A 23368-nucleotide genomic window follows, 5' to 3' on the forward strand; every position below is an offset into this window, starting at 1 on the left:
GGCCCATCAGGCCCCCGATTAGCCGGATAATGCTGGGATAACGCGATGGCCGAATCGTTCTTCTCCGCCCTGAAGAACGAGCGTGTCCACCGAACCGCCTACGCCACGAAGCGGCAAGCCAGGCGCGACGTCATCAAGAGGGTGTTTCATTGAGTGTGTAAGGGTCCGGTCTCGAACCGAGGTGTGACCTACGGGTTTCACCTCTTGGAAGGACCGACCGAATGACCGAAATTGCTGGTGCGCAGAACCCCCTCGCTGGGGTTCTCAACGCCAATCAGATCGACGCGATGGTGACCGCCGCCGAGGAGCTCGGTGAGGGCCGCCATGGGGTCGAGGAGCTGCTGACGCGGATGACCAAGGCCGTACTGGAGCGGGCCATGGAAGCCGAACTCAGCGACCACCTGGGCTACGAGGCCGGAGACCCCGCCGGCCATGGGAGCGGCAACTCCCGCAACGGCAAGACCACCAAGAGCGTCCAGACCCTCCAGGGCCCTGTGGAGCTGACCGTGCCGCGGGACCGCAATAGCTCGTTTGAGCCGGTAATCGTTCCCAAGAGGGCCCGCCGGCTGGGCAAGGTCGAGGACATGATCCTGTCCCTCTACGCCCGTGGAATGACGACACGGGATATCGGCTCACACATCGAGGAGATCTACGGCTCCAAGGTTTCCGCCGCGACCATCTCCAGGGTCACCGACGTGGTGACAGACGAGATCGCCCTCTGGCAGTCCCGGCCGCTGGAGACGGTGTATCCGATCGTCTACATCGATGCGATCTGGTTGAAGATCCGCGACGGTGGAGTCGTGTCCAACAAAGCCTGCCACGTGGCCGTAGGCGTCGATCTGGAGGGCCGTAAGCAGGTGCTGGGCCTATGGCTCGGCGCCACCGAGGGGGCCAAGTTCTGGGCCAACGTGCTGACGGAAATCCGCAATCGCGGAGCCAAGGACATCTTGATCCTGTGCTGCGACGGGCTGACCGGGCTGCCGGCCGCGGTCAACAGCGTCTACCCCGAGACCGTGGTGCAGACCTGCGTGGTGCACCTGCTGCGATCGGCCATGAAGTACGCCTCCTACACCGACCGCAAGACCATGGCCAAGGACATGAAGCCGATCTACACAGCGGCCACCGTGCAGGCCGCCGAGATGGCGATGGAGGCCTTCGCCGAGACCTGGGGCACCAAGGCCCCAGGGGCGGTGTTGGCGTGGCGCAATGCGTGGGACGACTTCACTCCGTTCCTGGCGTTCACGCCGGAGATCCGCAAGGTCATTTACACGACGAATCAAATCGAGTCGATCAACTATCAACTCCGGAAGATCACCAAAACCAGGGGCTCATTCCCCTCGGCTGAGGCGGCGATCAAGCTGGTCTATCTCGGCATCCGCAACATCGAAACCACCCGCGGTGGCGAACTCGGCACCGGCACCCAGGGATGGCACCAAGCGTTGAACGCCTTCGCCGTGCAATTCCCCAACAGACTCCCACTCTGACCACCCGGCAGAGGGGCTAACTGACCGGCCCCTTACACAGAAAACTTGACACGCCCGTCATCAGCTACATCGAGGGGTTCTACAACACCCGACGGCGCCATTCAGCGCTCGGCTACAAGCGCCCGAACGAGGTGCACTACGCTGACCTCCAGCCGGCAACGGCAGCGTAGAGAAACCATCAACTCCGCTGTCCGAAATCGACGCGGCAGGTCAGACCGCGCACCCGGGTGTAGCCGTAGGCGGCGGCCTGTTTGGCGTAACCGTGGACCTCGCGCACAGTGTCATCGACATCGATGAATGTGAGCTCTTCGCCGGCACCGCCACCGGCCACAAGCCGCGGCACTCGTGCTTGCAGCCCCGCCAGCACCGCTGCGCCGACGGCATCGAGTTGTTGCACGTGCCCGTTGAGTGAACGAGCGAAGGAATGTGCCCAGCGTGGACGGGGCACGCACGCCGGAGACCAACCGCCCCATCCCGCCGTGGCGCAACAGATCTAGATCGTCAATGCTGTCAGCGCCGGCGAGCATCCCGCCCACCACGCTCGAGGCCTTGGCCGCCGCGTTCGGCGAAGCAACGCTCAGCCGCAGGTCCAGAAGACCATGCAGACCGGCCGACCCGGCCAACCGCATCGTCGGCACCAGACCAGACTCCGACACCAGGTTCGCATCATCGAACACCGGACAGATCGTGTGAGAGGATTTCACTCGCGAGGTGACCCTTCTGGGGGACGATTGGCGATTTCAGTAACCACCATTCTCCCTGCCCAGAAGGGAAACCTCGCCCTACGCCACGCTCACACCCCACTCTCCCTCGGTGGATCAGGCCTGAGTGGCCGCCTACAAGGCCACCATGACGTTGGCGCCGACCGGGCATAGGTTCAGCGAGATCGTCGCCGTGTGCTCGCGGCGGGAGATCGCGGCGGCCGGCGAAGACGATTGCCGCGTACGGCGTCACGGCCCGGGCAGGCGGCATCGATGAGCCCGGCCGAAATCGGACCCGAAGTCGCTGGATGCCCCCGACCGGCGCTACCCGATGCTCGTCCTCTCGCTACCCGATCAGCAGAACCCCGCTATCCGAAACGCGTCCCTAACACGCATGCCCTCATCGGGTGGGTCGAGGAGCCATTCGTCGAGCACGAGCAGCGTGAAGGCGGCGTACTTTTTCAGGAACGTCGAGCTGCCGTTCGGTTTGTCCCGCGCCAACGCCCACGCCTCGGCCAGGTCGGGCATCCGGATGTAGTGGGCCCGGATCCGGTGCGTGCATGCCTGCTTGGCCAGAGCGCAGCCGAGGTAGGACTTACCAGAGCCGGTGAAGCCCTGGAAGACGACATTCTGATGCCGGTCGATGAACGAGCAGGTGCCCAGTTGCGCGATCACGCCTTGGTCCAGGCCCCGCTCGGCGATCATGTCCAGCCGCCTGAGGTCAGCGTTCGGGTAGCGCAGGCCGGCTCGCCGGATCAGGCCCTCGACCTTGGCGTGGGTGAACGAGGAGTGGGCCTCGTCCACGACGATCTTGACCTGGTCCTCGAACCCCATGCCCATCATGAGGGTCTCATCGCGGGCCTCGAACGATTCCAGCAGCGCGGTGGCGCCCATCTCCCGCAGCTTGCGACGGGTCTCGGGATCGAGCCGGGTCATCGCGCACCTCCCGTGGCGTAGTAGTCGGCCCCGCGCACGTAACCGCCGGCGTCCTGGGAGGGTGGGTCCTGGCTGGCTCTGCCGGTCGATGGTGTGGGTTTGTCCTGCCCGGTTTCCAGGATCGGCCGCAGGTGGGCGTACCGCGGGGAGCGGATCGGTCCGGCCAACGCGTGGCAGATAGGGCTTGTCGGTACTGCGGGTCCGGCGAGTCGGTACCGCTGTTCCGGCGACCCGGAACCGGCCCGTGTGTGAGGCGGGCCGGCACCGTCGGGGGTTACTCCCAGTATCCGGTGGTCGCGCGGGCTTGGTCGTCGCGTTGGCGGCGCATGTCGACTTCGCCGAGGTTGATCTCGCGGGCGTTGTTGGCCAAGCGGTTGACGATGGAATCGGCGGCCACCCGGTCGGGCAGTGCTTCGAGCCAGTACGCCGGCCGGGACTGGGAGGCGATCATCGTCGGCAGGCGATGCTCCCGGTTGGCCAGGACGGCGAACAAATCGTTGGCGGCTTCAGGGTCGATCCCCACGGTGAGGAAGTCGTCGATGATCAGTAGCTCCACGTCCGAGAGGTCATTGAGCATCTTCTGGTGGCGGATCCCGTCGCCTCGGGCGATGACCAGCCGCCGGGCGAGCTCGTCCATCCGGGCATAGGTGACGGTGTGCCCGTTCTGGCAGGCGGCGATCCCGATCGCGCAGGCCAGGTAGGTTTTCCCACCGCCGGTCGGTGAGATCACCAGCAGGTTTGTGGGGTCCTGGCGCCAGTGGTGCCCGGCGTAGCGTTTCATCCGCACCGGGGTGATCCCGCGTCCTTCCTGGTAGTTGATCTCGGCGATCGAGGCTTGTGGAATGGGGAACTTCGCCGCGCGGATGAGCTTGTCGATCCGGTGGGCCTGGCGCTGGTCCAGGGCGTCGTCGACGGCGGTGAGGAAGATCTGCTCCGGGGTGAGCTCGTCATTGGCCTCATCGCTGATCAGCTCCTCGAACCGGGTGGCCACGTGCGTGATGCGCAGGCTGCGGAACTTCTGATGATCGATCTCGGTGAACATCACACGCCCTCCCCGCTGCGGCCGCGGGCGTAATGGTCGGCCGACCGGACTTGGATCGCCCCGTCATCCCGGGGGCCGGCCGGTGGTGGGGGCTTTCGTGTGGCGGCCGCCGGTACGGCGGGACGGGGCGCCTTGCCGTCGGAGTCGATCGTGGCCATCACGCGTTTGAGCACGCTGTAGCTGCCGGCACTGTTCTGGTTGAGCAGTACCTGGCAGGCTGCCTCGAGCCGCTGGCGACTGCGCTTGCCGAGAGTGTCGAGGATGTTCTGGCAGTCCAGATAGCCCTGCGCCTCGATCACGTGACGATCCAAGATCTGGGCGATCACCTGCTCGGTGGCGGGGCCGAATCCGCGGGCGCGGTCGGTGAACCACTGCCGCGACCACAGGCCGTCGATGCCCTGGTGTTGCTTTGGGGCGTGGGCGAGCACGGTGGAGTACTGGCCCTTGCGGCCATGGCGCCGCGGATGCTCGCAGACGACCTGGTCGCCGTCGAAGATCGTCACCGACTGCGCCGTCAGGCGCACCCTAAGTAGCTGACCGGCGAAGGTGTACGGCACCGAGTAGTACTGCGAATCGCAGGACACGTGATAGTTCCGCCCGACCTTGAGTTGCTTCCACTCCACCGTGGCGAACCCGTCGTCGGGCAGCGCCGTCAGCAGCGGTGCTTCGTCGGATTCGAACCGCTCCCACCTGGTCGTGCCGTCAGCCCGACGGATGGCGGTGTTGATCTCCGCGACACGGTCGGCGATCGCCGAGTTCAGGGCCTCGACGGTGGTCCACACCTCCTCGGCGAGATAGCCGATGACGCGCTTGTTGACCACGTCCACGGCCGATTCCACGGCCGCCTTGTCGCGGGGTTTGCGGACCCGCGCCGGCACGATCGCCGTGCCGTAATGGTCGGCCAACTGCTGATAGCGGACGTTGACCGCCCTGGCCGCCTCACCCTTGGCCTGCCGGTGAGTGGCGGTGGTCGGATTGTCGGGCACCACCATCTGCGGCGTCCCGCCGAAGAAATCGAACGCGGCGACGTGCGCGTCGATCCAGGACGGGGACTTCATATCGGTGAAGCCGCGGCAGAAGACCGCACCGGAGTACGGCAGCACCCCCACGAACAGGTACAGCTTGGTGACCTGGCCGGTGACGGCGTCGAGGACCTCGAGGGTGTCGCCGGCCCAGTCGACCAGCATCGTTCTGCCGGGTTCGTGATGCAGCGTGGCCACGACGTCCTTGACCCGTGCGTGCTCGGCAAACAGGGCGCAGTACTGCGAGTACCCGTACTTCTTCCCGGCCCCGGCGGGGTCGGCGAGGTACTTGCCCCACGCCTGCTGGATGGTGAAGTGCCGGTTGAACTTCATCGACGCCAGCACCCGGTCAAAATCCGGCTGGTTGTAGTCCTCCGAGACGCGCTTGCGCCCATCGGGAAACATCCCGGCGATCTCCGCCGGGTTCATCGACGCAGCCTGGCCGGCGGTGATGCCGTACGCGGTGATCGTCTTCTTCACCGCCGCGATCTCCCGCCGCGAGCACCCGACGGCAGCAACGATCTCACTGTAGCTATGCCCGGCCAGCGCCAACATCATGATGGCCTTGTAGTCGGCCACATCAGCCTCCTCAAATAGGAAGAGGCGACGCAGTCGCGCCGCCTCATCTTGAGCAGACCACTCGGGCACGACCGAGGAGTACCGAGTCGCCGGAATCGAAGTACCGGATCGCCGGACTAGGCGTACCCACTAGCCCTATCTGCCAAACGCGATCCGACACGCGGCCTCGACTCGCTCGGCGGAGTAGCGGCGGGTCAGCCGCAGGACTGCCAGCGCGGGATTGATGCCCTGCTCGGCGACGGGGACCGATTCGAAGATCCGATCGGTCACGATCACAGCGGAGGGGCCCACTCGCTCGGCCCACTCCCGCACCCTCGACTGGTCCCACTGCCGGTACTTCGGCCCGGCCGGCAGATCAGCGTCATTGGTGCGGTAGGCGTTGACCACGCTCTCGGGCAGCAGCACGTGGCTCGCCAACCGTTGGTGGCCGCGGTGTACCTCCAGCATCGACTCGGTGATCCGCAGGTCCACCTTGGCGCCCACGTGCGGGTACGGCACGGAGTAGAAGTTGCGGGCCCAGGACACGTGGCCGTTCCGCCCGACTCGCCGACCGTAGACCCAGCGACTGATCTCATACCCGGTGGCCGGAAGCGGCCGCAGCAACTCCTTCTCCTCTGAGGTGAACACGCTGGCCCGCGAGCCTGCCCGCTTCTGGAACGGCTCACCGTTGTAGGCCCCAAGCTGGTCGGCGATCGCCGTCTTCAGCTCGGCAAGCGTCGCGAACGTCCGCGTGCGTAGCGCCGCGATGACCCAGGTGGCCACGTGCGCGACAGTGTTCTCCACGCTCGCCTTGTCCTTGGGCTTGCGCACCCGGCCGGGAAGGACCGCGGCCGAGTAATGCGCGGCCATCTCCCGGTAGGCGTCATTGAGAACGATCTCGCCCTCGCGGGGATGCTTGATCACGCCGGTCTTGAGATTGTCACAGGCGATTCGCGGTACCGAGCCGCCGAAGAACTCGAACATCGCAACATGGGCGCGCAGCCAGGTGTCCTGCTTCATGTCCAGCGTTGGCTCGACGAAGGCATAGCGGCTGAACGGCAGGCACGCCACGAACAGATACACCCGGGTCGACTCGCCCGTCACCGGATCGGTCAGCTGCATCGTCGGCCCCGACCAGTCCACCTCGACGGTCTGCCCGGCCTTATGCCCGACGCGGGAGGCAAGCCCAGCGACCTGCACATGCTGCTGGTACTGCTTGCAGAACCTGTCGTACCCCATCGCCGGCGAGCCCGAGCTGGCGCACCGGTCGACGTACTCGCCGTGCAGTAGCTTCATCGTGACCCCGACCCGGGCCATCTCCCGATGTACCTCGGCCCAGTCTGGCTCGGCGAACACGCTCTCGTGCTCGCCACGGCCGGGGAACAACAGCGAGTACACCTCGCCGTCGGGCAGGTCCACCACATCGTCCCAGCTGAGCTGGGCTGTATCAGCGGCCTCAAACACCGCCGCCACGCTGTTGCGCGAAATCTGCTGCGAGGCCGCGATCGCTCTGCCGGACAGGCCCTCGGCCCGTAGCTGCAAGACGAGTTTCGCCTTGATCTTCCTCACCATTGGGAACTGCTCCTTCCGCCAGATGCCCGTTACACCCAGCGGAAGGAGTCTAAGAAGGTGGCTCTCAAGCCGAATAACGATGGCTCCGAAGCCGTCCAGGGCGTCAAGCAGCCACCGGCTCCCAGACCCAATACGACTGGCCCTCAGAACAACGAATACTCAGGCAGTGCTGGAGCGTGGGATGGGTGCCGAGCTGACCGGGCACCCGGGCCGCCAGACTCACGCCCGCGGCGGGGACGGAAACCATTGCAATGGCTCGAGCCGGAAGACGGTGGCGACCGAGGTCGGCCCGGTCGAGATCGACCAGCCGCGCGATCGTCAGGGCTCGTTCGTCTCGCAACTGGTGCCCAAGGGCGCCCGGCACGCACTAATTCCCGACGGCAACGCAAAGAACCGATCGAATCGCGCCGCCACTGGCAAAATAAGTGGTTCGGCGAATGGCGGGTCAGTCCGCTTCGAGGCGGGACGCGAAACCGGGATCGCTGAATGGCAGACCACGTGAGAAGGCGACGTCTACGGTTGCGGCCGCGCCGTTGATGATTCCCCACGTCGTCTCTGATAGGTGTGCGGTGAAAAACTTGTCGTCCACCCCTTGCTCACGACCGCTGTCGATCCACCACTGAGTCGCAGATAGACCAAAACCCAGAATGGACGCGACGGCTAAGGGAATGACTGACGTATTTGCGTGGACACGCTGCAGACTTTCAGTGAACCGATCGGCGACGACCTCCATCACCGATCTCAGTTGGTCAGCAACTCCGCCGTTTCCCGATCCGGAGTATTGAAACAAGTGATTCGCCATAAGGTATCTGACGACCGCGGGATATTGCCCGACGAGCGCGACGTAGCTCTGGACGGCCGAGCGAACCAGGTCGTCGACCGGAGCATGATCTTGCTCGGCGAGAATTGTGACTTGCGCCGACTCCCACATCAACGCACCGAGTTTCGCCGCCACCGCCCCGTTCAAGCCCGCTTTGTCGCCGAAGTAGCGGTACAGCTTCGGTTTAGATACACCGGCCTCCGCAGCGATGTCGTCCATGCTGACGCTTGCGCCATAGCGTTCGATGGTCCGTATGGCCGCGTCGACCAGCTGTGCGCGTACCGCGACCCGATGCTCATCCCAACGGGTGCTGCGGGCATCCCTCACCCGACGCTGCACCTGAGATGGTGCGGAGGAAACTCGGCGGACGACTGACATTCTGGGAGTAACCATACCGGAAGTCCCTCCCCAAGCGTTCATCAGCTCATGTGCGTTCGGTCATAGGTATCGACGGTTCGAGAGTCAACTTTCTACCGTGACTGCGTCCAGTCGCGCCGTCGCTTCGTTGAAATCGTTCGGTGCCTCCATGTTGGTCATGTGACCGATCTGCGGCAACGTCACGAAATCGTGCAACCGACCGCGCTGCTGCAGTCGTTCGGCGAGATCGATGGAATGAACCTCGGGTGTCAACTTGTCGGCAGAGCCCACGATCACTGTCGTCGGAACCGCCAGTGAGTCGACTCCTTTGCTGACGTCGATGGTGGCCAGGACCTTGCCCCACATCCCGCGCACCACAGGGGGGCACTGCAGTACTATGTCGGAACACTCAGCTACAACGTCGGCCGGCGCGTGCGGACCCAGCGTCCCGTATTTCACCAAACGTCGGTTGAAACGAGTGTCAGGCATCTCCGGTCCCGCGATGGCGAGCCCGGCTGCGAAGGCCCGCTCCAATGAGGCGCGGAATCGACGTGGCGACCCAATTAACGTCGATCTACTCACCAACTGGGAGGAGCCGGTGCTCGCCAAGACGGCACCGCGGGATAGGAGGGGCACCGACTCCGGGTGCTCGGCAGCCCAACCCATGATGGACATCCCGCCCATACTGTGACCGGTCACCAATGCCTTACGACTCGACGTGACGACCGCGCGCAAGACAGCCTCGAGATCGTCGCCGAGCAACGACGAAGAGAAGGGGGTGTGACCCCGGTCGCTCCAGCCGTGCCCTCGTTGGTCATACACCACCACACGGTGCGTGTTGGCGAAGTGTTCGATCTGAGGTCTCCAGAACCGACCGTGGCAAGCCCACCCGTGGCTGAACACCAACAGCGGCGCATCATCACCCAGCCCGTACTCCTCGACGAACAGCCTCGTGCCGTCACTGGAGAGAACCTCCCGCGACCGCCGCGACTGTAGGCCGGCTCCCGAAGAGTCAGAGGTCATCGAAGCTCACCGTCACAGCGTCGGTGAGCGGAAGTGACTGGCACGCGAGTCGCTCACCGTCCTCAATGTCGTCGTCGACGAGGATGTTGTTTTGCACCATGTCGACATCGCCCTCGATGAGCTTGCACACACACGCACTGCATGCGCCCTCTCGGCACGAGTACGGGGCGTTGTGCCCTCGGGAGAGCAGCACATCGAGCAGCGGCGTGTTACGCGGCCACTCCGTGGTGATGCACTCTCCGTTGAGGTAGACCGTGGCCGTAGCTACACCCTCGTCGTCACTGAGTCGACGCAGTGTGGCGGTGTCGAACGGGTCACCCGCCAGGGACTGGAACACCTCCCGATGTACATCCGAATGGTCCACTCCACACGCGGCGGCAGACCTTTCCACCAGATCCATGAAGGGGGAAGGGCCGCACGTGAAGATCGCCGATCCCTTGTGATCACGAATAATCTTCTCGACAGCCTCGGATGTGGGGATCCCGTTCTCCGACTCAAGCCAGTCAACCAAAGTGAACCGCTCGGCGAATTCGGATCTGATCTGCTGAAGCTGGCGCTCGTACATGATCGAATCGGCGTCACGGTTCGCGTAGAACAGGACGACTTCCCCACTGCCCGACACCAGTGCCGACTTCACCAGCGACAGGACCGGCGTGATGCCGCTTCCGCCGGCGAAGAAAAGCATGTCGACGTCGAGGCTCTTAGCGGTAAACTTTCCCGACGGCGTGAGTACGGTCACCTCCATGCCGACGCAGACGTTGTCGCACAACCAGTTCGACGCATATCCCCCGGCGGTGCGCTTCACCCCGATCTCGAGGCGGAAGTCATCGACATGAGGTGAACTGCTCAGCGAATAGCATCGTGCGACGTGGCCCGTCTGGTCGGACGGGATCTTCAGCGTGATGAACTGCCCGGGAAGGTGCTTGAAATCGTCGACGATCTCGTCAGGCACTTCGAAGGCGATGCTCACGGAGTCCTTGGTCTCTTGCACGACCTCCGACACGGTCAGCGTCCGCGACCGCGCGGTGGTGCCCGGCCGACTCTCCTGCTCAACGGTCATGTGATGATCCCCCGCTTGCGGGCCAAGGCGTAGCCCGCGCGTGTGACAGGCGCAGAGATGTCCTGGTAGCGCGGACCCACAACGCGTGCGACAAAGTCGAAACCCCGTGCGTCTGCGCCGATCAACACGCGGGGCTTCTTCTTGTCCATTCCCTTGAGGATGGTGGACGCCGCTTTCTCCGGAGTGGTCCTGGCGATGTTGTTGAACATCGAGGCAATGGTGGCGGTATCTGCCCCCATATCGGATACACCCCGAGCGTTGTTGACGATATTGGTCTTGACGCCACCGGGGTGAACGCATGTCACCGTGACCGGATACCGGCTGATTTTCATCTCTTGGCGAAGCGCTTCGGTGAAGCCACGCACACCGAACTTCGCGGCGTTGTAGGCACTCTGACTAGGGATCCCGACCAGACCGAAGACACTGGAGGTGTTCACCAGATGACCATCACCCGAGGCGATCAGATAAGGCAGGAACGCCTTCGTCCCGTTGACGACACCACCGAAGTTGATACCCATCAGCCAGTCGAAGTCCTCCCAGGACATATCGACGACGTCGGTGCCGAGGGCGACGCCGGCATTGTTGAACACCATGTTGACGCGCCCGAAAAACGACTGGACGCTATCTGCGTAATCCTGGAACGCAGCACGATCTGCCACGTCCAACACGGCGGTCTCAACCGTCACCCCATGCGCGGCACGGCACATGTCCGCCGTCTCCTTGAGATGCACCTCGTCGACGTCGGACAAGGCAAGGCTGGCCCCGTGTCCGGCCAATTGCAGGGCAAGGGACCGGCCGATCCCTGAGGCGGCTCCCGTGACGACCGCGACCTGGGTCGCGTAACGGCCTGCTGTCGAACTACTCACTGTCGCGTACCCACTTCTCCGATGACCTACGGCTGGACTGTCAGGCAATCTCGTACTCGGCGGACTCGAAGTCTTTCGTCGCTCGCCAGTACTGCCAGGTGAACCCGGGCCACACCGTACGGTTGACACCCTGCGAGTCCAGATACCAGCTCGTACATCCGCCGTTGGTCCACACGCCCTTGGCGAGCTTGTGCTGGATGTCCTTGTTGAAGTGTTCTTGAACCTCGGGCCGCACATCAATGCGCTGCGCACCCCGACTATCGACGGCGTCGATGGCCTTGATGATGTACTTGATCTGCTGCTCGATCATGAATACGACAGAGTTGTGCCCAAGACCCGTGTTAGGTCCGAGCAGGAAGAACAGGTTCGGGAAACCCTCGGTGGTGATGCCGAGATGGGTGTTGATGCCCGTTTCGTGCCAGTGCGACGGCAGGTCCTCGCCCCCCGCGCCCTTGAGCGCGAGTTGATCGAACCCGTCCGTGACATGGAACCCTGTGGCATAGATGATCACATCCACAGGATGCGACACGCCGTCAGCGGTGACGATCGAATCCGCGGTAACCTTCTCGATCCGATCGCTGATCACTGTCGTGTTGGGCGCAGCCAGCGCAGGATAATAGTCGTTCGATCCCAGGATGCGCTTACATCCGATGCGGTACGACGGCATCAACTTCCGGCGCAACTCAGGGTCGGTGATGGAACGTTCGATGTTCCACTTCGCCACCTTCTCGATTGGCCGCATAACGTTGGAATGGCCGTTGAGCCCGAAGGCCAGGCTCTCTGCGCCCCAGTAGACCGACCACCGAGCGAGGCGGCGAGTAATCGGGACCGTGCTGAGCAGGGTACGAAGTGCCCCCGGCACCGCGAAGTTCTTGCGCGGAAGTACCCAAGCCGGGGTTCGCTGGAAGACCGTGAGCGTGCCAGCCTCCTTCTGCACGAACGGCACGAACTGAATCGCGCTGGCACCGGTGCCAATGACGGCCACCCGCTTGCCCTGGAGATCCACCGTGTGGTCCCACCTCGCCGAATGGAACGCCTGACCGGCGAACCCGTCGATTCCGGGGATGTTCGGAAAATTCGGGACGTGCAGAGCGCCAACACCGGACACGACGTACTGCGCGACGTACTCCCGGCCCGACTCGGTACGCAGGTGCCACCGGGATTCAGACTCACTCCAATATCCGGAGACCAGCTTCTGCCCGAAGTGGATCTTCTGGGTGATACCACGCTTGTCGGATATACCCTTCAGGTACTGCTCGATCTCGGGCTGCGAGGACCACACCTTCGACCAGCTACCGCGGCTCTCGAACGAGTAGGAGTACATCAGCGACGGTACATCGCACGCGCATCCCGGATAGGTGTTGTCGCGCCACGTCCCACCGACGGAGTCGGCCTTCTCTAGCACGATGAAATCGTTGTACCCGCGTCGGCGGAGCTGCACGGCCATACCGAGGCCGGAGAAACCGCTGCCGACGATGAGGACCTTGGTAGTGATCGGTTCGGTCGTTCCCGGGTCGGTCGTTCCCGGGTCTGTCGCCGTGACGGCGCGCGATGCGCGCTTGGTGTTGGAGGACGGCATTAAGTTACAATCTCCTGATCAAAGTACAGCAAACGGACCTGCACGGCGCGGGGACGCGTGACAGGTGTGGGGAATGTCATCCGCCCGAGCCCCCGAACGGAGAGATCCGGACGTGGTGTCGGGCGGATGGGCCGGCGGGCGCCCGGACCGGTCCGGGCGGGTCAGCGCAGATCGTCGGGCAGGCTGCGCGTTGCGCGCCACATCGCCATCGTGAACTTCCCCTCCAGCATCCCGGCCTCGTGGAAGAACCGGATCATCGGCTCGGACATGAACTGCAAGTTGACACGATAATTCGGGCTCGTCTGCTGCGCCCACAGGCCGCGCAGACGGCCGATTCCGACAGCGGGGTACACCTTCGGATTGATGAGCAACGGGTACGCAAAGTTCGCAATGACCGCCAACGTGCCTCGATGCCAAGCGCGCGAGATGCGTCCGCGACGCTGCATGCCCTCCACCATGTCCAGCCGCGCGAACGTGATGTGGCGGGCCTCTTCGAGAACGTGGATCTTCATGAGCTGGCGCAGATGCGGCTGCATCTTCGGGTCATTCATCGCCTCACGCTGAGCGCGGTCGAGGATCTCCTCGATGAGCAGTGTCGCGCCGGACACAGACGGGCCGAGAGGCACAAAGTGCAAGATCTTCGCGAAGCCCAAGAACCCCCTCGGCAACTTGTACGGCGCCACGCCCGTCTTGTTGATCAGCTGGGCGAACATCGTCGAGTGACGTGCCTCATCGCCGATCTCGTTAAGGGCGTAGAGGGACCTTTGATCTGTCAGGGCGCCTTTGGCAGACGTTCGGAGCAGCGCCGAACTGAGCAGATTCTCGGCGTAGATCCCGAAGCTGAGAATACTGACGATCTCGTGGCGCCCGAGTTCCACCTTCTGCTCATCGCTCATCCTCTCCCACAGCTTGGTGCCGTAGAGCGAGACCCGATGCTCTGGCAGGAAGTACTTTCCTTCCTCCCAGGGCGAATCCCAATCGATGTCGATCTCCGCGTCATAAAATTTTTCGGCCGCCGCCCGCAGCAGTCGGCCGGCAGATCTCTGCATGTCGACGGGCTTGCGGGCGCTGACACGCGCAACGCCTTCCGTCGAGAGGCCGGACTTGTTCTCCACATTTTGAACAGTCATGTGACACCTCCGTTGTGTTCCGGGCCGAGCCGAGTCCCGACTCCATAGCCCATACTCTGGGTACCCGATACTGCTAGTATCTCCGCCAGTGAGTTCTTTTGTCAACGTTTGATGTGAAGAAAGGGAGCCCTGCGTGTCTGACGACCACGAGCTCGACTACTCCGGCGAGGGCACCCTGGTGTGCCGTGGCAAGGAGATTGCTGTCGAGGTGAAGATCAAAGGCTATTTCCAGCCCCTCAACGGCTTTTACACCTGGTACGGCAGGATCGACAAGAATGATGCGCTCGACGCCCTCCTCGCGGGCAGGCGCACAGTGGCCGTCTTCATAACACCAGAGGGACGCGCCGAGTGCCTCGTGGGCGATCCTGATTTCTGGGACCGCTACCGCATCTCGGGCACGAGCAGGCCGCCGTACCACATCCCCACCACGCTCGAAGAAGTGGAGGCGATAGCAGAGAGTGAACACCACAGCTGACCGACCCGCGCAGCCGCCTGGGGGCGTTCCCCCCACGTCCAGTCCTAGTGTCGCGTGTCGTTAGTTCCTAAATGCTTGGGTGTTTGGGAGAATGGGTCATGCCCAATAACCCGGCTCCGGCTTTGATTCTTCGTGATGGTGACCGCGAGGAGTTGGAGTCGTGGACGCGGTCAACGTCGATCCAATCGGGGTTGGCGATGCGGGCGCGGATTATCCTGCTCGCGGCGGAAGGTCAGGCAAACTCTCGGATCGCTGACCGGGAGCGAACGACGCCGACGACGGTGTGGAAGTGGCGAGGCAGGTATGAGGCGGATGGGATCGCGGGCCTGTTCGACGAGTCGCGCTCTGGCCGGCCGAAGCGGATAGATGACCAGAAGATCATCACCACGACGTTGACTCCTCCGCCGAAGAAGTACGGGGTGACGCACTGGTCCTCACGCCTGCTGGCGGATCATCTGAAGATCGGTAACGCCACCGTGGCCAGGGCGTGGCGCAAGTTCGGGGTGCAGCCTTGGCGGGCCGGAACGTTCAAGTTCTCCACCGATCCCGAACTGGTCGCGAAGGTCACCGACGTGGTGGGGTTGTACTTGGCGCCACCGGACAACGCGATCGTGTTGTGTGTTGACGAGAAGAGTCAGATCCAGGCGCTGGATAGGACCGCGCCGATGCTGCCGATGCGCACCGGCAGCATCGAAAGGCACACCCACGATTACAAGCGGCACGGCACCACGACTCTGTTCGCCGCGTTGGACATTGCGACCGGGCACGTCACCGGCGCGGTCAAGCCGAAGCATCGCCATCAGGAGTTCCTGGCGTTCCTGCGTCAACTCGACCGCGCCTACCCGGAGGTTGACCTGCACTTGGTGATGGACAACTACGCGACCCACAAGACCCCGGCGGTGAAGGTGTGGCTGGCACAGCATCCGCGGTTCCACGTGCACTTCACCCCGACGTCCGGATCCTGGCTCAACCTCGTGGAAGTCTGGTTCGGGATCATCGACCGGCAGGCCATCCGCCGTGGTGTCTTTACATCTGTCAAGGACCTCAATGCCAAGATTCGCCAGTTCATCACGGGCTGGAACGACCGCAAACACCCGTTCGTCTGGACTAAAACTCCCGAACAGATCCTCGCGAAAGCGAACCCTAAACCAACTTCAGAAACGCGACACTAGGAGCGTGGGTCAGGCCGGCGTTCCGCAGAATTCGGGGGTTACGGGGTTCGACGAACTCATCGACCCACCACCGTTCTAGGCCGAGCGCGCACAGCTCACACGAAGCGGCGGCTGACCTTCTCCGGCAACAGCGTCAACAGCGGGCCGATGGCCTTCCACGGCTTCGCGGGAACGAGCGCGCGGGTGGGCTCTGCGTCGATCGTCTTGACCAGCGCGTCGACACCCTCGTCGAACTCGGTCATCAGCGCGGTCTTGACCGACCGGTTGATGTCCGTGCGGATGTAACCCGGCAGGATGTCGGTCACCTTGATCCGGCTGCCCGCACTGTCGAGTTCGGCGTACAGCCCCTGAGCCAGAGCGGAGACGAACGCCTTCGTGGCGCCGTAGGTGTTCTGCGCCTTCGGCATGCCCCGCAGCGAGCTCACCGACGAGATGAACACCAGGTGCCCCACGCTTCGAGTGAAGAGCAGCTCCATCGCGGCTTCGGCCTGGTTGAGCGTGCCGACCACGTTCACCATCGCGGTCTCGCGATTGGCGTGCGCCTTGCCCGTGCCAATCGAGGCGCCCTTGCCCAGGCCGGCGTTGAGCACGAACCGGTCGATCCCGCCGAGTTCGGCATCCAGCTCGCCGAACACCCGCTCGACCGCGTCGGCGTCGGCCACGTCGAGCTCGCGAACCGCGACCGTGATCGACGGGTGGGCCGCCAGCAGCTCGGAACGCAGCTCTTCCAGGCGGTCGAGACGCCGTGCACACAGTGCCAGGTTCCTGCCCTGGGCGGCCCAGCGGCGGGCCATGCCCTCGCCGAGACCAGAGCTGGCACCGGTGATCAGGATCGTCTTGCGGTCAGTCACGAGTTCTCCTCCGTTGGCGATGCGCTCAGTGTGGCACGGCGCGGCTGGCAGGACGGGCAGCGGTACGCGATGCGATCGGGCGAATCACTCGGCTCGTGCGGGTCCGCGAGGCCACCGAGGCGGAACGTCTCCACCCGGGTCCCGCACCTGCGGCACGGCCTACCGTCACGGCCGTACACCCATAACTCGCGCCCACGCCGGGTCTCGCCGGTGGTCACGCGCACAACGCGGTTGGCGTTGGCGACCAGCATCTTGCGCGCGAGCGTGACCGTGGCGCCGAGATCCGGCCCGACCTCGACGGGATCCCGCGGATCCACCCCACGCAGAAAACACAGTTCGGCGCGGTAGATGGTGCCTATCCCGGCCAGATTGCGTTGGTCGAGCAGGGCCTCGCTGATCGTGCGCCCCGGCCGCTCCCGGATACGCCGCACGGCCTCGGCGGTACTCGCGACCGGATCCCAGTCCGCGTCCAACAGGTCGGGACCGAGATGCTCGACGGCGCCGTCGGCCTCGGCGGGTGTCAGTGCGCGCAGCAGTCCGAGTTCGGTGCCCACCACCTCGGTGTCGCCCGCGCGGAGGACCAGCCGGACGGTGTGCGCGGGGAACCGCCACCGCTCCCCCGCGCGCAACACATGGATGCGGCCCTCCATCTTGAGGTGGATGTGGAGGGTGACCGGATCGCGCCCCTGGCCATCGGGGCCGACGACGACGAGGAGGTGCTTTCCCCGGGACCGGGCTGCCTCAACGGTCCTGCCGCGGAGGTCGACCGCGGCGAACCTCGGCACCCGGAGCTCGGTCCTGTCCATGGTCCGCCCAGCGAGCGCAGCGCGGACCCGCGCCGCGGCTCTGTGGACCGTGTCGCCTTCGGGCACTGCTCACCATCCCAGTTCGTGACACCCGCCGGTACGGGCGGTCTCGATCTGCACGGTCACGTGCTCGACTCCGTGTCCCTCCAGCAGAACGCGCCGGGCGTCGCCGAGCACCTCGGCGTGGTCGGCACCCGGGTCGACCACCAGGTGCACAGTCCCCACGTCCATGCCGGAAGTCAGGGTCCACAAGTGCAGGTCGTGGACCTCCTCGACACCCCGCAACTCCCCGAGCTGCGCCTCCACCGCCCCGGGATCGACGTCGGCCGGAGCGTGCTGGGCGAGGACGGCGAGCACCTGTCGACCGAGCGCCACCGCCCGGATCACGACGAATACGGCGATAGCCACCGCCACCACCAGGTCCCACACCGTCGAACCGGTGACCCGCATGAGCAGCGCGGCCGCGATCACCCCGACCGAACCGGCCGCGTCGGCGAGCACCTCGAGGTACGCGCCGCGGACCGCCAGACTCTCGGTGGAGCCACTGCGCAGCAGCAGCAGGGAGACCACGTTGATGACGAGCCCCAGCACGCCGACGAGCAGCATCGTCCCGGTGGCGACGGGAGCGTCGGAACCGAGCCGGCTGACGGCTTCGACCAGCACGTACCCGCCCATGCTGAGCATGATGAGCACGGCCAGGCCGGAGGCGAAGATCTCCCCGCGGTAGCGGCCGAACGTCCGGCGGCCTGTCCCGTCGGGCCGGGCGGCGATGATCGTCGCCAGCAGGGCCGCACCGAGCGCCACCACGTCCGCGCCCATGTGCCCGGCGTCGGACAGCAGGGCGAGGGAACCGGAGACCAGTCCCGCGACCAGTTCGACGACGAAGAATGCCGCCGTCAGGACGAAAGCAGTAGCGAGCCGCGCCCGGTAGCGGGCACCGGCATGGCCGGAGGGTCGACCGTGAGCATGACCCGCACCCATGTGACATCCCCCCTTCCCAACATATGCACTAATGCGCATATTCTAACTACTCGTCGGGGCGGTCTCAAGAAATCGTCTCACGGGTCGGCCGCCCGGTCGGCGTCGCCTAGCCTCGGATGCGCAGACCCTGGGGGGTGATACCGAACCCGGCGCTCTCGAAGGCGGCGGCGTGGGGTGAGGTGTGGACGGCCTCGCCGCCGAGGGTCGTGACCGTGAGCGTGCCGACCGCGCCCGATCTCACAGTGCCGGCGAGCGCGGCGGCGGCGAGGGGGACGGCGTCGACTCTGTCGTCGAGAACCAGGATGGTCCGCCCTCCGCGCTCGACGAACAGCACGCACACGCCGTCGACCAGCACCACCAGGGCGCCCGCCTTGCGGCCGGGACGGTGTCCGGACGCGGTCCCGGCCCCTGCGCCAGCCCCTGCGCCGACCCCGTCGCCGGTCATCCTGCCGGCCGGCCAGGGCAGGGCCGCGCCGTAGGGGTTCGCAGGGTCGGTCGCGGCGAGCACCCGGACCGTAGGCTCGTCGGCACCGGAGGGCCAGTGCGCGTCGTCGGCGGTGTCGTCGAACGTCCGCAGCCGGTCGATGGTGTTTCCGGCGGCGAACTGGGCGGCGCCGAGGCCGTCGACGAAGTAGCCGCGGCGGCAGCGGCCGGAGTCCTCAATCTGTGCCAGTACCTTGTACACGGCTGCGAACCCGCCGGGGATCTCCTCGGCCTCCACCGCGCCCCGGGTCACCACGCCGTGACGCAGCAGGAGGGTCTCGGCCCAGGCGTGAGCGCGCAGCGTCACGTCGGTGACCGGCTCCGGCACGAGCGACCAGCGGCCGGCGAGCACGGGCGGCGTCCTCGTCCCGGCGGCCACCGCGCCGTTGAGTTGGGCCATCGTGGTCCTGCCCAGGCGGGCACGGCGTGGACGGGCGGAGGATCGGGCCGAGCGGTGCGCGGTGCCCGACCCCGACGACCCGCCGCCGGCCAGTACGGCGCGCAGCGGGGCGAGGGTGTCGTTGGTGACCACACCGTCCCACACCAGGTCCCACAGGGCGTCGCGGACCGCGGCCTCGGTGATGACCGGCGCGGCGTCGGTGGGCGCGGCGTCGGCGGGTGCGGCGTCGATGGGCGCGGCGGCCTCCTTCACCCTGGCCACGATGTCGCGGAAGAACAGGGCTCCGCCGCGCAGGGAGTCGACGACGGCGAGATGGACCGGCCCCTCCGGCTGCGGTCGCTCGAGGGGCAGGGTGGCGCCGGCCGAATCCGCCGGATGCAGCGAGACCCAGCCGTCGCGGGACCCCGCACGTCCACGCCCGCTCCAGACCACCTCTCCCCCGGCGAGGAGTTCGTCGAGCATCGCCGGGGAGTAGTCCCGCACGCGCGGCGCCAGAATCAGTGGTTCGAGAGCCGATGCCGGCAGAGCGAGGCCGTCGAGTTGCTCGATCACCGCGAGCACCCCGTCCACGCCGGACTCTGCGCCCGCGTGGGAGCCGGTGGCGGAACCACCGGCGCCGGAGCCGGCCCCGGTGCCGAGGCTCTGCCAGCCGGGCAGGAAGCGGCCCAGCGCGGAGTGCGAGACCGGTTCGATCTGCGATCGCAATGCGGCAAGCGAGCGGCGACGGATGTGCCGCAGGACCTCGGCGTCGCACCACTCGGGGCCCGTCGCGCCCGGACGGAACTCGCCGGCCAGCAGCGCCCCGGAGGACGTGAGTCGATCGAGAACGCCCCGGGCGACGGCCACCCCGAGCCCGAAACGCTCGGCGACCGCGTCGACGGTGAACGGGCCGTGGGTGCGCGCATAGCGCCGGATGAGCTCACCGAGCGGGTCGGTGACATCGCCGAGGAACGCCGACGGCACCCCGGGCGGCGGCGGGACACCCAGTCCATCGCGGAGCCTGGACACGTCTTCGACGCCGGCCCACCACGTCCGGCCGGAATGCTCGACGGTGACCACGCGCCACGCCTCGGCCAGGGAGGCGAGCCAGGCGGGAGCGGCGTCGGGGTCGGTGGACCGGGCCGCGACCTCCTCGGCCGTGAGCGGGCCCAGCAGGCGCAGGAGATCGACCACGGCCTCGGCGTCGCGGGCCGCGCGGTCGGGCTCCAGGTGCTGCAGCCGCCGCCCGATCGAGTCCAGGACCTCGATGTCGAGCAGCTCGCGCAACTCGACGCGACCGAGGAGCTGCCCGAGCAGCGACGGGTCGATCGCGAGCGCCGCCGCCCGCTTCTCCGCCAACGGCGAGTCGCCCTCGTAGAGGAACGCCCCGACGTAGTCGAACAGCAGCGACTGCGCGAACGGCGAGGCACTGGGTGTGTCCACCTCGACGATCCGCACGGTGCGCGACTCGATCTCGGTCAGGATCCGCTCGAGCGCCGGGACGTCGTAGACGTCCTGCAGACACTCGCGCACCGCCTCGAGGATCATCGGGAAGTCCGGGTAGCGGCGCGCGACGTCGAGCAGCTGCGCCGACTTCTGCCGCTGCTGCCACAACGGCGCCCGCCGGCCGGGGTCGAGCCGGGGGAACAGCAGGGCGCGCGCGGAACACTCACGGAAGCGGGAGGCGAACAGTGCGGACCCGCCCACGTGCCGGGTGACCAGGTCCACCGCCTCCTCGGCCCCGATGGCGAACGTCTCGGCTCCCGGGCGTGCGCCCACCTCGCCGTCGTCGCCCATGTCCGGTACCCGGAGGATGATGCCGTCGTCGGACACCACGGGCACCGCGTCGAATCCGTGCGCGGCGGCGAGCCGGGCGCGCACGGCCTCCGCCCACGGCCAGTGCACCCGCGCCCCGAACGGCGAGTGGAGAACCACCCGCCAGTCGCCGACCTCGTCGCGGAAACGCTCCACGACGAGCGTGGTGTCGCTGGGTACATGACCGGTGGCCTCGCGCTGTTCGGACAGGAAGCGCCGGAGATTGGTGGCGGCGTTGGCATCGAGGCCGGCGGCGTCCAGCCGGGCGGTGGCCTCCGCGTCCGTGCCGCCCGCGACCTCCCGCAGGAAGCCGCCCAGCGCGCGGCCGAGCTCGGCGGGCCGACCCTGGTCGTCACCGAGCCAGAACGGCAGCCGACCGGTGCCGCCGGGCGCGGGGGTGACCAGCACCCGGTCATGGGTGATCTCCTCGACGCGCCAGCTCGAGGCCCCGAGCGCGAACACGTCACCGACGCGGGACTCGTAGACCATCTCCTCGTCCAGCTCCCCGACACGGGTGGCCTTCTCCCCCACCATGAACACGCCGAACAGTCCGCGGTCCGGGATCGTGCCGCCCGAGGTGACGGCCAGCCGCTGGGCGCCGGGGCGGCCGGTGAGCGTCCCCGCGTCGCGGTCCCAGACCAACCGCGGCCTCAATTCCGCGAAGTCCGCCGACGGGTACTTACCGGCGAGCATGTCGAGCGTGGCCTCGAACGCCGACCGCGGCAGCCCCTGGTACGGGGCCGTGCGCCGGACGGCCGAGAACCACTCCTCCACGTCGATCGGCTCCAGCGCACACGCCGCCACCGTCTGCTGGGCCAGGACGTCGAGGGGGTTGGCGACAACCGACAACTCCTCGATCGCACCGGCGAGCATCCGCTCCACGGTCACCGCGCTGTGGACCAGGTCCGCACGGTGCTTGGGGAACACCACCGCCCGGGAGACCTCACCGACCTGGTGACCGGCACGGCCGACGCGCTGCAGCCCCGACGCCACCGACGGCGGTGACTCGACCTGCACCACCATGTCCACCGACCCCATGTCGATGCCCAACTCGAGGGACGAGGTGGCCACCACCGCCCGGAGCCGGCCCGACTTCAACGCGTCCTCGATGAGCGCCCGGCGCTCCTTGGACACCGACCCGTGGTGCGCCATCGCCAACTCCGGCGGTGCGCCCCGCGTGACCTCCGAGGGCACCATCACCTGCGCTGGCGGTCGGGCCGGGGGCTCGGGCAGGGACCCGGGGTCGGTGTCCTCGGCGTAGATCTCGTTGAGGCGGGCGGTGAGCCGTTCGGCCAGGCGACGGGAGTTGACGAAGACGATCGTCGAGCGGTGCGCGGTGACCAGGTCCACCACCTGCCGCTCGACGTGCGGCCAGATCGACCCCTGCCCCGGCGTGCCCGCTGGTGCGGACACATCCGGGGCGGCCGAGGACAGGTCGGTCATGTCCTCCACCGGGACCCGGACGGACAGCTCGAAGCTCTTGTCCGACCGCGGTGCCACCACGGTGACCGGGCGCTCACCCGCCAGGAAGCGGGCCACCTCGGAGTGCGGCCGGACCGTCGCCGACAACCCCACCCGCTGCGCGGGCGCGTCGAGCAGCTCGTCCAGACGCTCGAGGCTCAGCGCGAGGTGCGCGCCGCGCTTGCTGCCGGCGACCGCGTGGATCTCGTCGATGATGACCGTGTCCACGTCCGTCAGGGTCTCGCGGGCGGCCGAGGTCAGCAGCAGGAACAATGACTCGGGCGTGGTGACCAGGATGTGCGGTGGCCTGGCCCGCTGGCGGCGTCGCTCGTCCGGCGGGGTGTCACCGGTCCGGATCCCCACGGTCACCTCCGGCGTCTCCGTGCCCAGCGCCGCGGCCTCCCGGGCGATCCCCGCCAGCGGAGCCCGGAGGTTACGCTCGACGTCCACGGCCAGCGCCTTGAGGGGGGAGATGTAGAGGACACGGGTGCCGGGGCCGGACGCGCGGGCACTCCCGGCCGCACTGCCCGGGTCGGGTTCGGCCGGGCCCAGGAGCAGTCCGTCGAGCGCGGCGAGGAACGCCGACAGCGTCTTGCCCGAGCCCGTCGGTGCGACGACCAGGGTGTGGGCGCCCCCGGCGAGGGCCGCCCACGCACCGGACTGCGCGGCGGTGGGCGCGCCGAACGCACCACGGAACCAGGAGGCGGTGGCCGGGTGGAACCGGTCCAGGGCGACGGACATGAACACATGATGTCGTACGGCTACGACACACGCCGAGACACGGACGTGGCTCCG

The 23368-nt window shown here is 66.5% G+C and carries 15 protein-coding genes and 5 pseudogenes; 5 read left to right on the top strand and 15 right to left on the bottom strand.

The window, feature by feature from the left end; all coding sequences use genetic code 11:
• Positions 1–287: 287 nt before the first annotated feature.
• Positions 288–1484: an IS256 family transposase gene (locus tag CEY15_RS04835; RefSeq protein ID WP_428844186.1), complete on the top strand. Its 1197-nt coding sequence runs from the start codon at positions 288–290 to the stop codon at positions 1482–1484.
• 56 nt (positions 1485–1540) lie between these two features.
• Positions 1541–1654: pseudogene (locus tag CEY15_RS04840) on the top strand (IS3 family transposase); the annotation flags it as partial.
• 41 nt (positions 1655–1695) lie between these two features.
• Here CEY15_RS04840 and CEY15_RS18700 read toward each other — a convergent pair.
• The 5 genes and pseudogenes from CEY15_RS18700 to istA (CEY15_RS04865) all read right to left on the bottom strand — a co-directional run.
• Positions 1696–2188, bottom strand: a pseudogene (locus CEY15_RS18700) (IS1380 family transposase); the annotation flags it as partial.
• Positions 2189–2575: 387 nt separating this feature from the next.
• Positions 2576–3121, bottom strand: a pseudogene (locus CEY15_RS04850) (ATP-binding protein); the annotation flags it as partial.
• Between the two features lie 274 nt (positions 3122–3395).
• Complete coding sequence (locus CEY15_RS04855; protein ID WP_063973427.1) at positions 3396–4163, bottom strand: ATP-binding protein; 768 nt, start codon at positions 4161–4163, stop codon at positions 3396–3398.
• Positions 4163–5764 carry an IS21 family transposase gene (istA, locus tag CEY15_RS04860; RefSeq protein ID WP_095717550.1) on the bottom strand — a complete coding sequence of 534 codons (1602 nt, stop codon included), beginning with the start codon at positions 5762–5764 and terminating at the stop codon, positions 4163–4165. The genes CEY15_RS04855 and istA (CEY15_RS04860) overlap by 1 nt, the downstream gene beginning before the upstream one ends.
• 147 nt (positions 5765–5911) lie before the next feature.
• Positions 5912–7315: pseudogene (gene istA, locus CEY15_RS04865) on the bottom strand (IS21 family transposase); the annotation flags it as partial.
• A gap of 160 nt (positions 7316–7475) precedes the next feature.
• Between istA (CEY15_RS04865) and CEY15_RS18705 the strand changes: the two are divergent.
• A pseudogene (locus tag CEY15_RS18705) lies at positions 7476–7676 on the top strand (transposase); the annotation flags it as partial.
• An 84-nt stretch (positions 7677–7760) separates the two neighbouring features.
• Here the strand turns inward: CEY15_RS18705 and CEY15_RS04870 are convergent.
• The 6 genes from CEY15_RS04870 to CEY15_RS04895 all read right to left on the bottom strand — a co-directional run bounded on the left by CEY15_RS04870 (position 7761) and on the right by CEY15_RS04895 (position 14150).
• Entirely contained in the window at positions 7761–8513 is a 753-nt protein-coding gene (locus tag CEY15_RS04870) for a TetR/AcrR family transcriptional regulator (protein WP_043566441.1), read from the bottom strand.
• A gap of 84 nt (positions 8514–8597) precedes the next feature.
• Positions 8598–9515, bottom strand: a complete 918-nt coding sequence (locus CEY15_RS04875; RefSeq protein ID WP_007627572.1) for an alpha/beta fold hydrolase — start codon at positions 9513–9515, stop codon at positions 8598–8600.
• Entirely contained in the window at positions 9505–10575 is a 1071-nt protein-coding gene (locus tag CEY15_RS04880; RefSeq protein ID WP_007627570.1) for a ferredoxin--NADP reductase, read from the bottom strand. Before CEY15_RS04880 ends, CEY15_RS04875 begins: the two co-directional genes overlap by 11 nt.
• Positions 10572–11441: an SDR family NAD(P)-dependent oxidoreductase gene (locus CEY15_RS04885; protein WP_067716550.1), complete on the bottom strand. Its 870-nt coding sequence runs from the start codon at positions 11439–11441 to the stop codon at positions 10572–10574. Before CEY15_RS04885 ends, CEY15_RS04880 begins: the two co-directional genes overlap by 4 nt.
• Before the next feature lie 40 nt (positions 11442–11481).
• Positions 11482–13020: a flavin-containing monooxygenase gene (locus CEY15_RS04890; RefSeq protein WP_095717551.1), complete on the bottom strand. Its 1539-nt coding sequence runs from the start codon at positions 13018–13020 to the stop codon at positions 11482–11484.
• A gap of 161 nt (positions 13021–13181) precedes the next feature.
• On the bottom strand, positions 13182–14150 hold the full coding sequence (locus tag CEY15_RS04895) for an AurF N-oxygenase family protein (protein WP_095717552.1): 969 nt from the start codon (positions 14148–14150) through the stop codon (positions 13182–13184).
• A gap of 133 nt (positions 14151–14283) precedes the next feature.
• On the opposite strand from CEY15_RS04895, the gene CEY15_RS04900 reads away from it, so the two are divergent.
• Together CEY15_RS04900 and CEY15_RS04905 are read left to right on the top strand one after the other, a co-directional pair.
• Complete coding sequence (locus CEY15_RS04900; RefSeq protein WP_007627564.1) at positions 14284–14625, top strand: DUF4873 domain-containing protein; 342 nt, start codon at positions 14284–14286, stop codon at positions 14623–14625.
• A gap of 98 nt (positions 14626–14723) precedes the next feature.
• Complete coding sequence (locus CEY15_RS04905) at positions 14724–15797, top strand: IS630 family transposase (RefSeq protein WP_095717553.1); 1074 nt, start codon at positions 14724–14726, stop codon at positions 15795–15797.
• Between the two features lie 95 nt (positions 15798–15892).
• On the opposite strand, the gene CEY15_RS04910 is transcribed toward CEY15_RS04905, so the two are convergent.
• From CEY15_RS04910 to CEY15_RS04925, 4 genes are all read right to left on the bottom strand, one after another.
• Complete coding sequence (locus CEY15_RS04910; protein WP_007627562.1) at positions 15893–16648, bottom strand: SDR family oxidoreductase; 756 nt, start codon at positions 16646–16648, stop codon at positions 15893–15895.
• Positions 16645–17520, bottom strand: coding sequence for a DNA-formamidopyrimidine glycosylase family protein (locus tag CEY15_RS04915; protein WP_095717554.1), 876 nt, complete (start codon positions 17518–17520; stop codon positions 16645–16647). The genes CEY15_RS04910 and CEY15_RS04915 overlap by 4 nt, the downstream gene beginning before the upstream one ends.
• Positions 17521–17523: 3 nt before the next feature.
• Positions 17524–18435, bottom strand: coding sequence for a cation diffusion facilitator family transporter (locus CEY15_RS04920; RefSeq protein ID WP_007627559.1), 912 nt, complete (start codon positions 18433–18435; stop codon positions 17524–17526).
• 106 nt (positions 18436–18541) lie between these two features.
• Positions 18542–23314 (bottom strand): ATP-dependent helicase, encoded by a 4773-nt coding sequence (locus CEY15_RS04925; RefSeq protein ID WP_095717578.1) that lies wholly within the window; start codon positions 23312–23314, stop codon positions 18542–18544.
• Positions 23315–23368 lie beyond the last annotated feature (54 nt).

Origin of the sequence: Dietzia natronolimnaea (assembly GCF_002289575.1) — a bacterium.
Taxonomy (GTDB): Bacteria; Actinomycetota; Actinomycetes; order Mycobacteriales; family Mycobacteriaceae; genus Dietzia; species Dietzia natronolimnaea_A.

What these genes read in the sequence shown, in the direction of transcription:
- CEY15_RS04835 (WP_428844186.1), top strand. Translation starts at nt 288, where the DNA reads ATGGTGACCGCCGCCGAGGAGCTCGGTGAGGGCCGCCATGGGGTCGAG.
- CEY15_RS04855 (WP_063973427.1), bottom strand. Translation starts at nt 4,163, where the DNA reads ATGTTCACCGAGATCGATCATCAGAAGTTCCGCAGCCTGCGCATCACG.
- CEY15_RS04870 (WP_043566441.1), bottom strand. Translation starts at nt 8,513, where the DNA reads ATGTCAGTCGTCCGCCGAGTTTCCTCCGCACCATCTCAGGTGCAGCGT.
- CEY15_RS04875 (WP_007627572.1), bottom strand. Translation starts at nt 9,515, where the DNA reads ATGACCTCTGACTCTTCGGGAGCCGGCCTACAGTCGCGGCGGTCGCGG.
- CEY15_RS04880 (WP_007627570.1), bottom strand. Translation starts at nt 10,575, where the DNA reads ATGACCGTTGAGCAGGAGAGTCGGCCGGGCACCACCGCGCGGTCGCGG.
- CEY15_RS04890 (WP_095717551.1), bottom strand. Translation starts at nt 13,020, where the DNA reads ATGCCGTCCTCCAACACCAAGCGCGCATCGCGCGCCGTCACGGCGACA.
- CEY15_RS04895 (WP_095717552.1), bottom strand. Translation starts at nt 14,150, where the DNA reads ATGACTGTTCAAAATGTGGAGAACAAGTCCGGCCTCTCGACGGAAGGC.
- CEY15_RS04905 (WP_095717553.1), top strand. Translation starts at nt 14,724, where the DNA reads ATGCCCAATAACCCGGCTCCGGCTTTGATTCTTCGTGATGGTGACCGC.
- CEY15_RS04920 (WP_007627559.1), bottom strand. Translation starts at nt 18,435, where the DNA reads ATGGGTGCGGGTCATGCTCACGGTCGACCCTCCGGCCATGCCGGTGCC.
- CEY15_RS04925 (WP_095717578.1), bottom strand. Translation starts at nt 23,314, where the DNA reads ATGTCCGTCGCCCTGGACCGGTTCCACCCGGCCACCGCCTCCTGGTTC.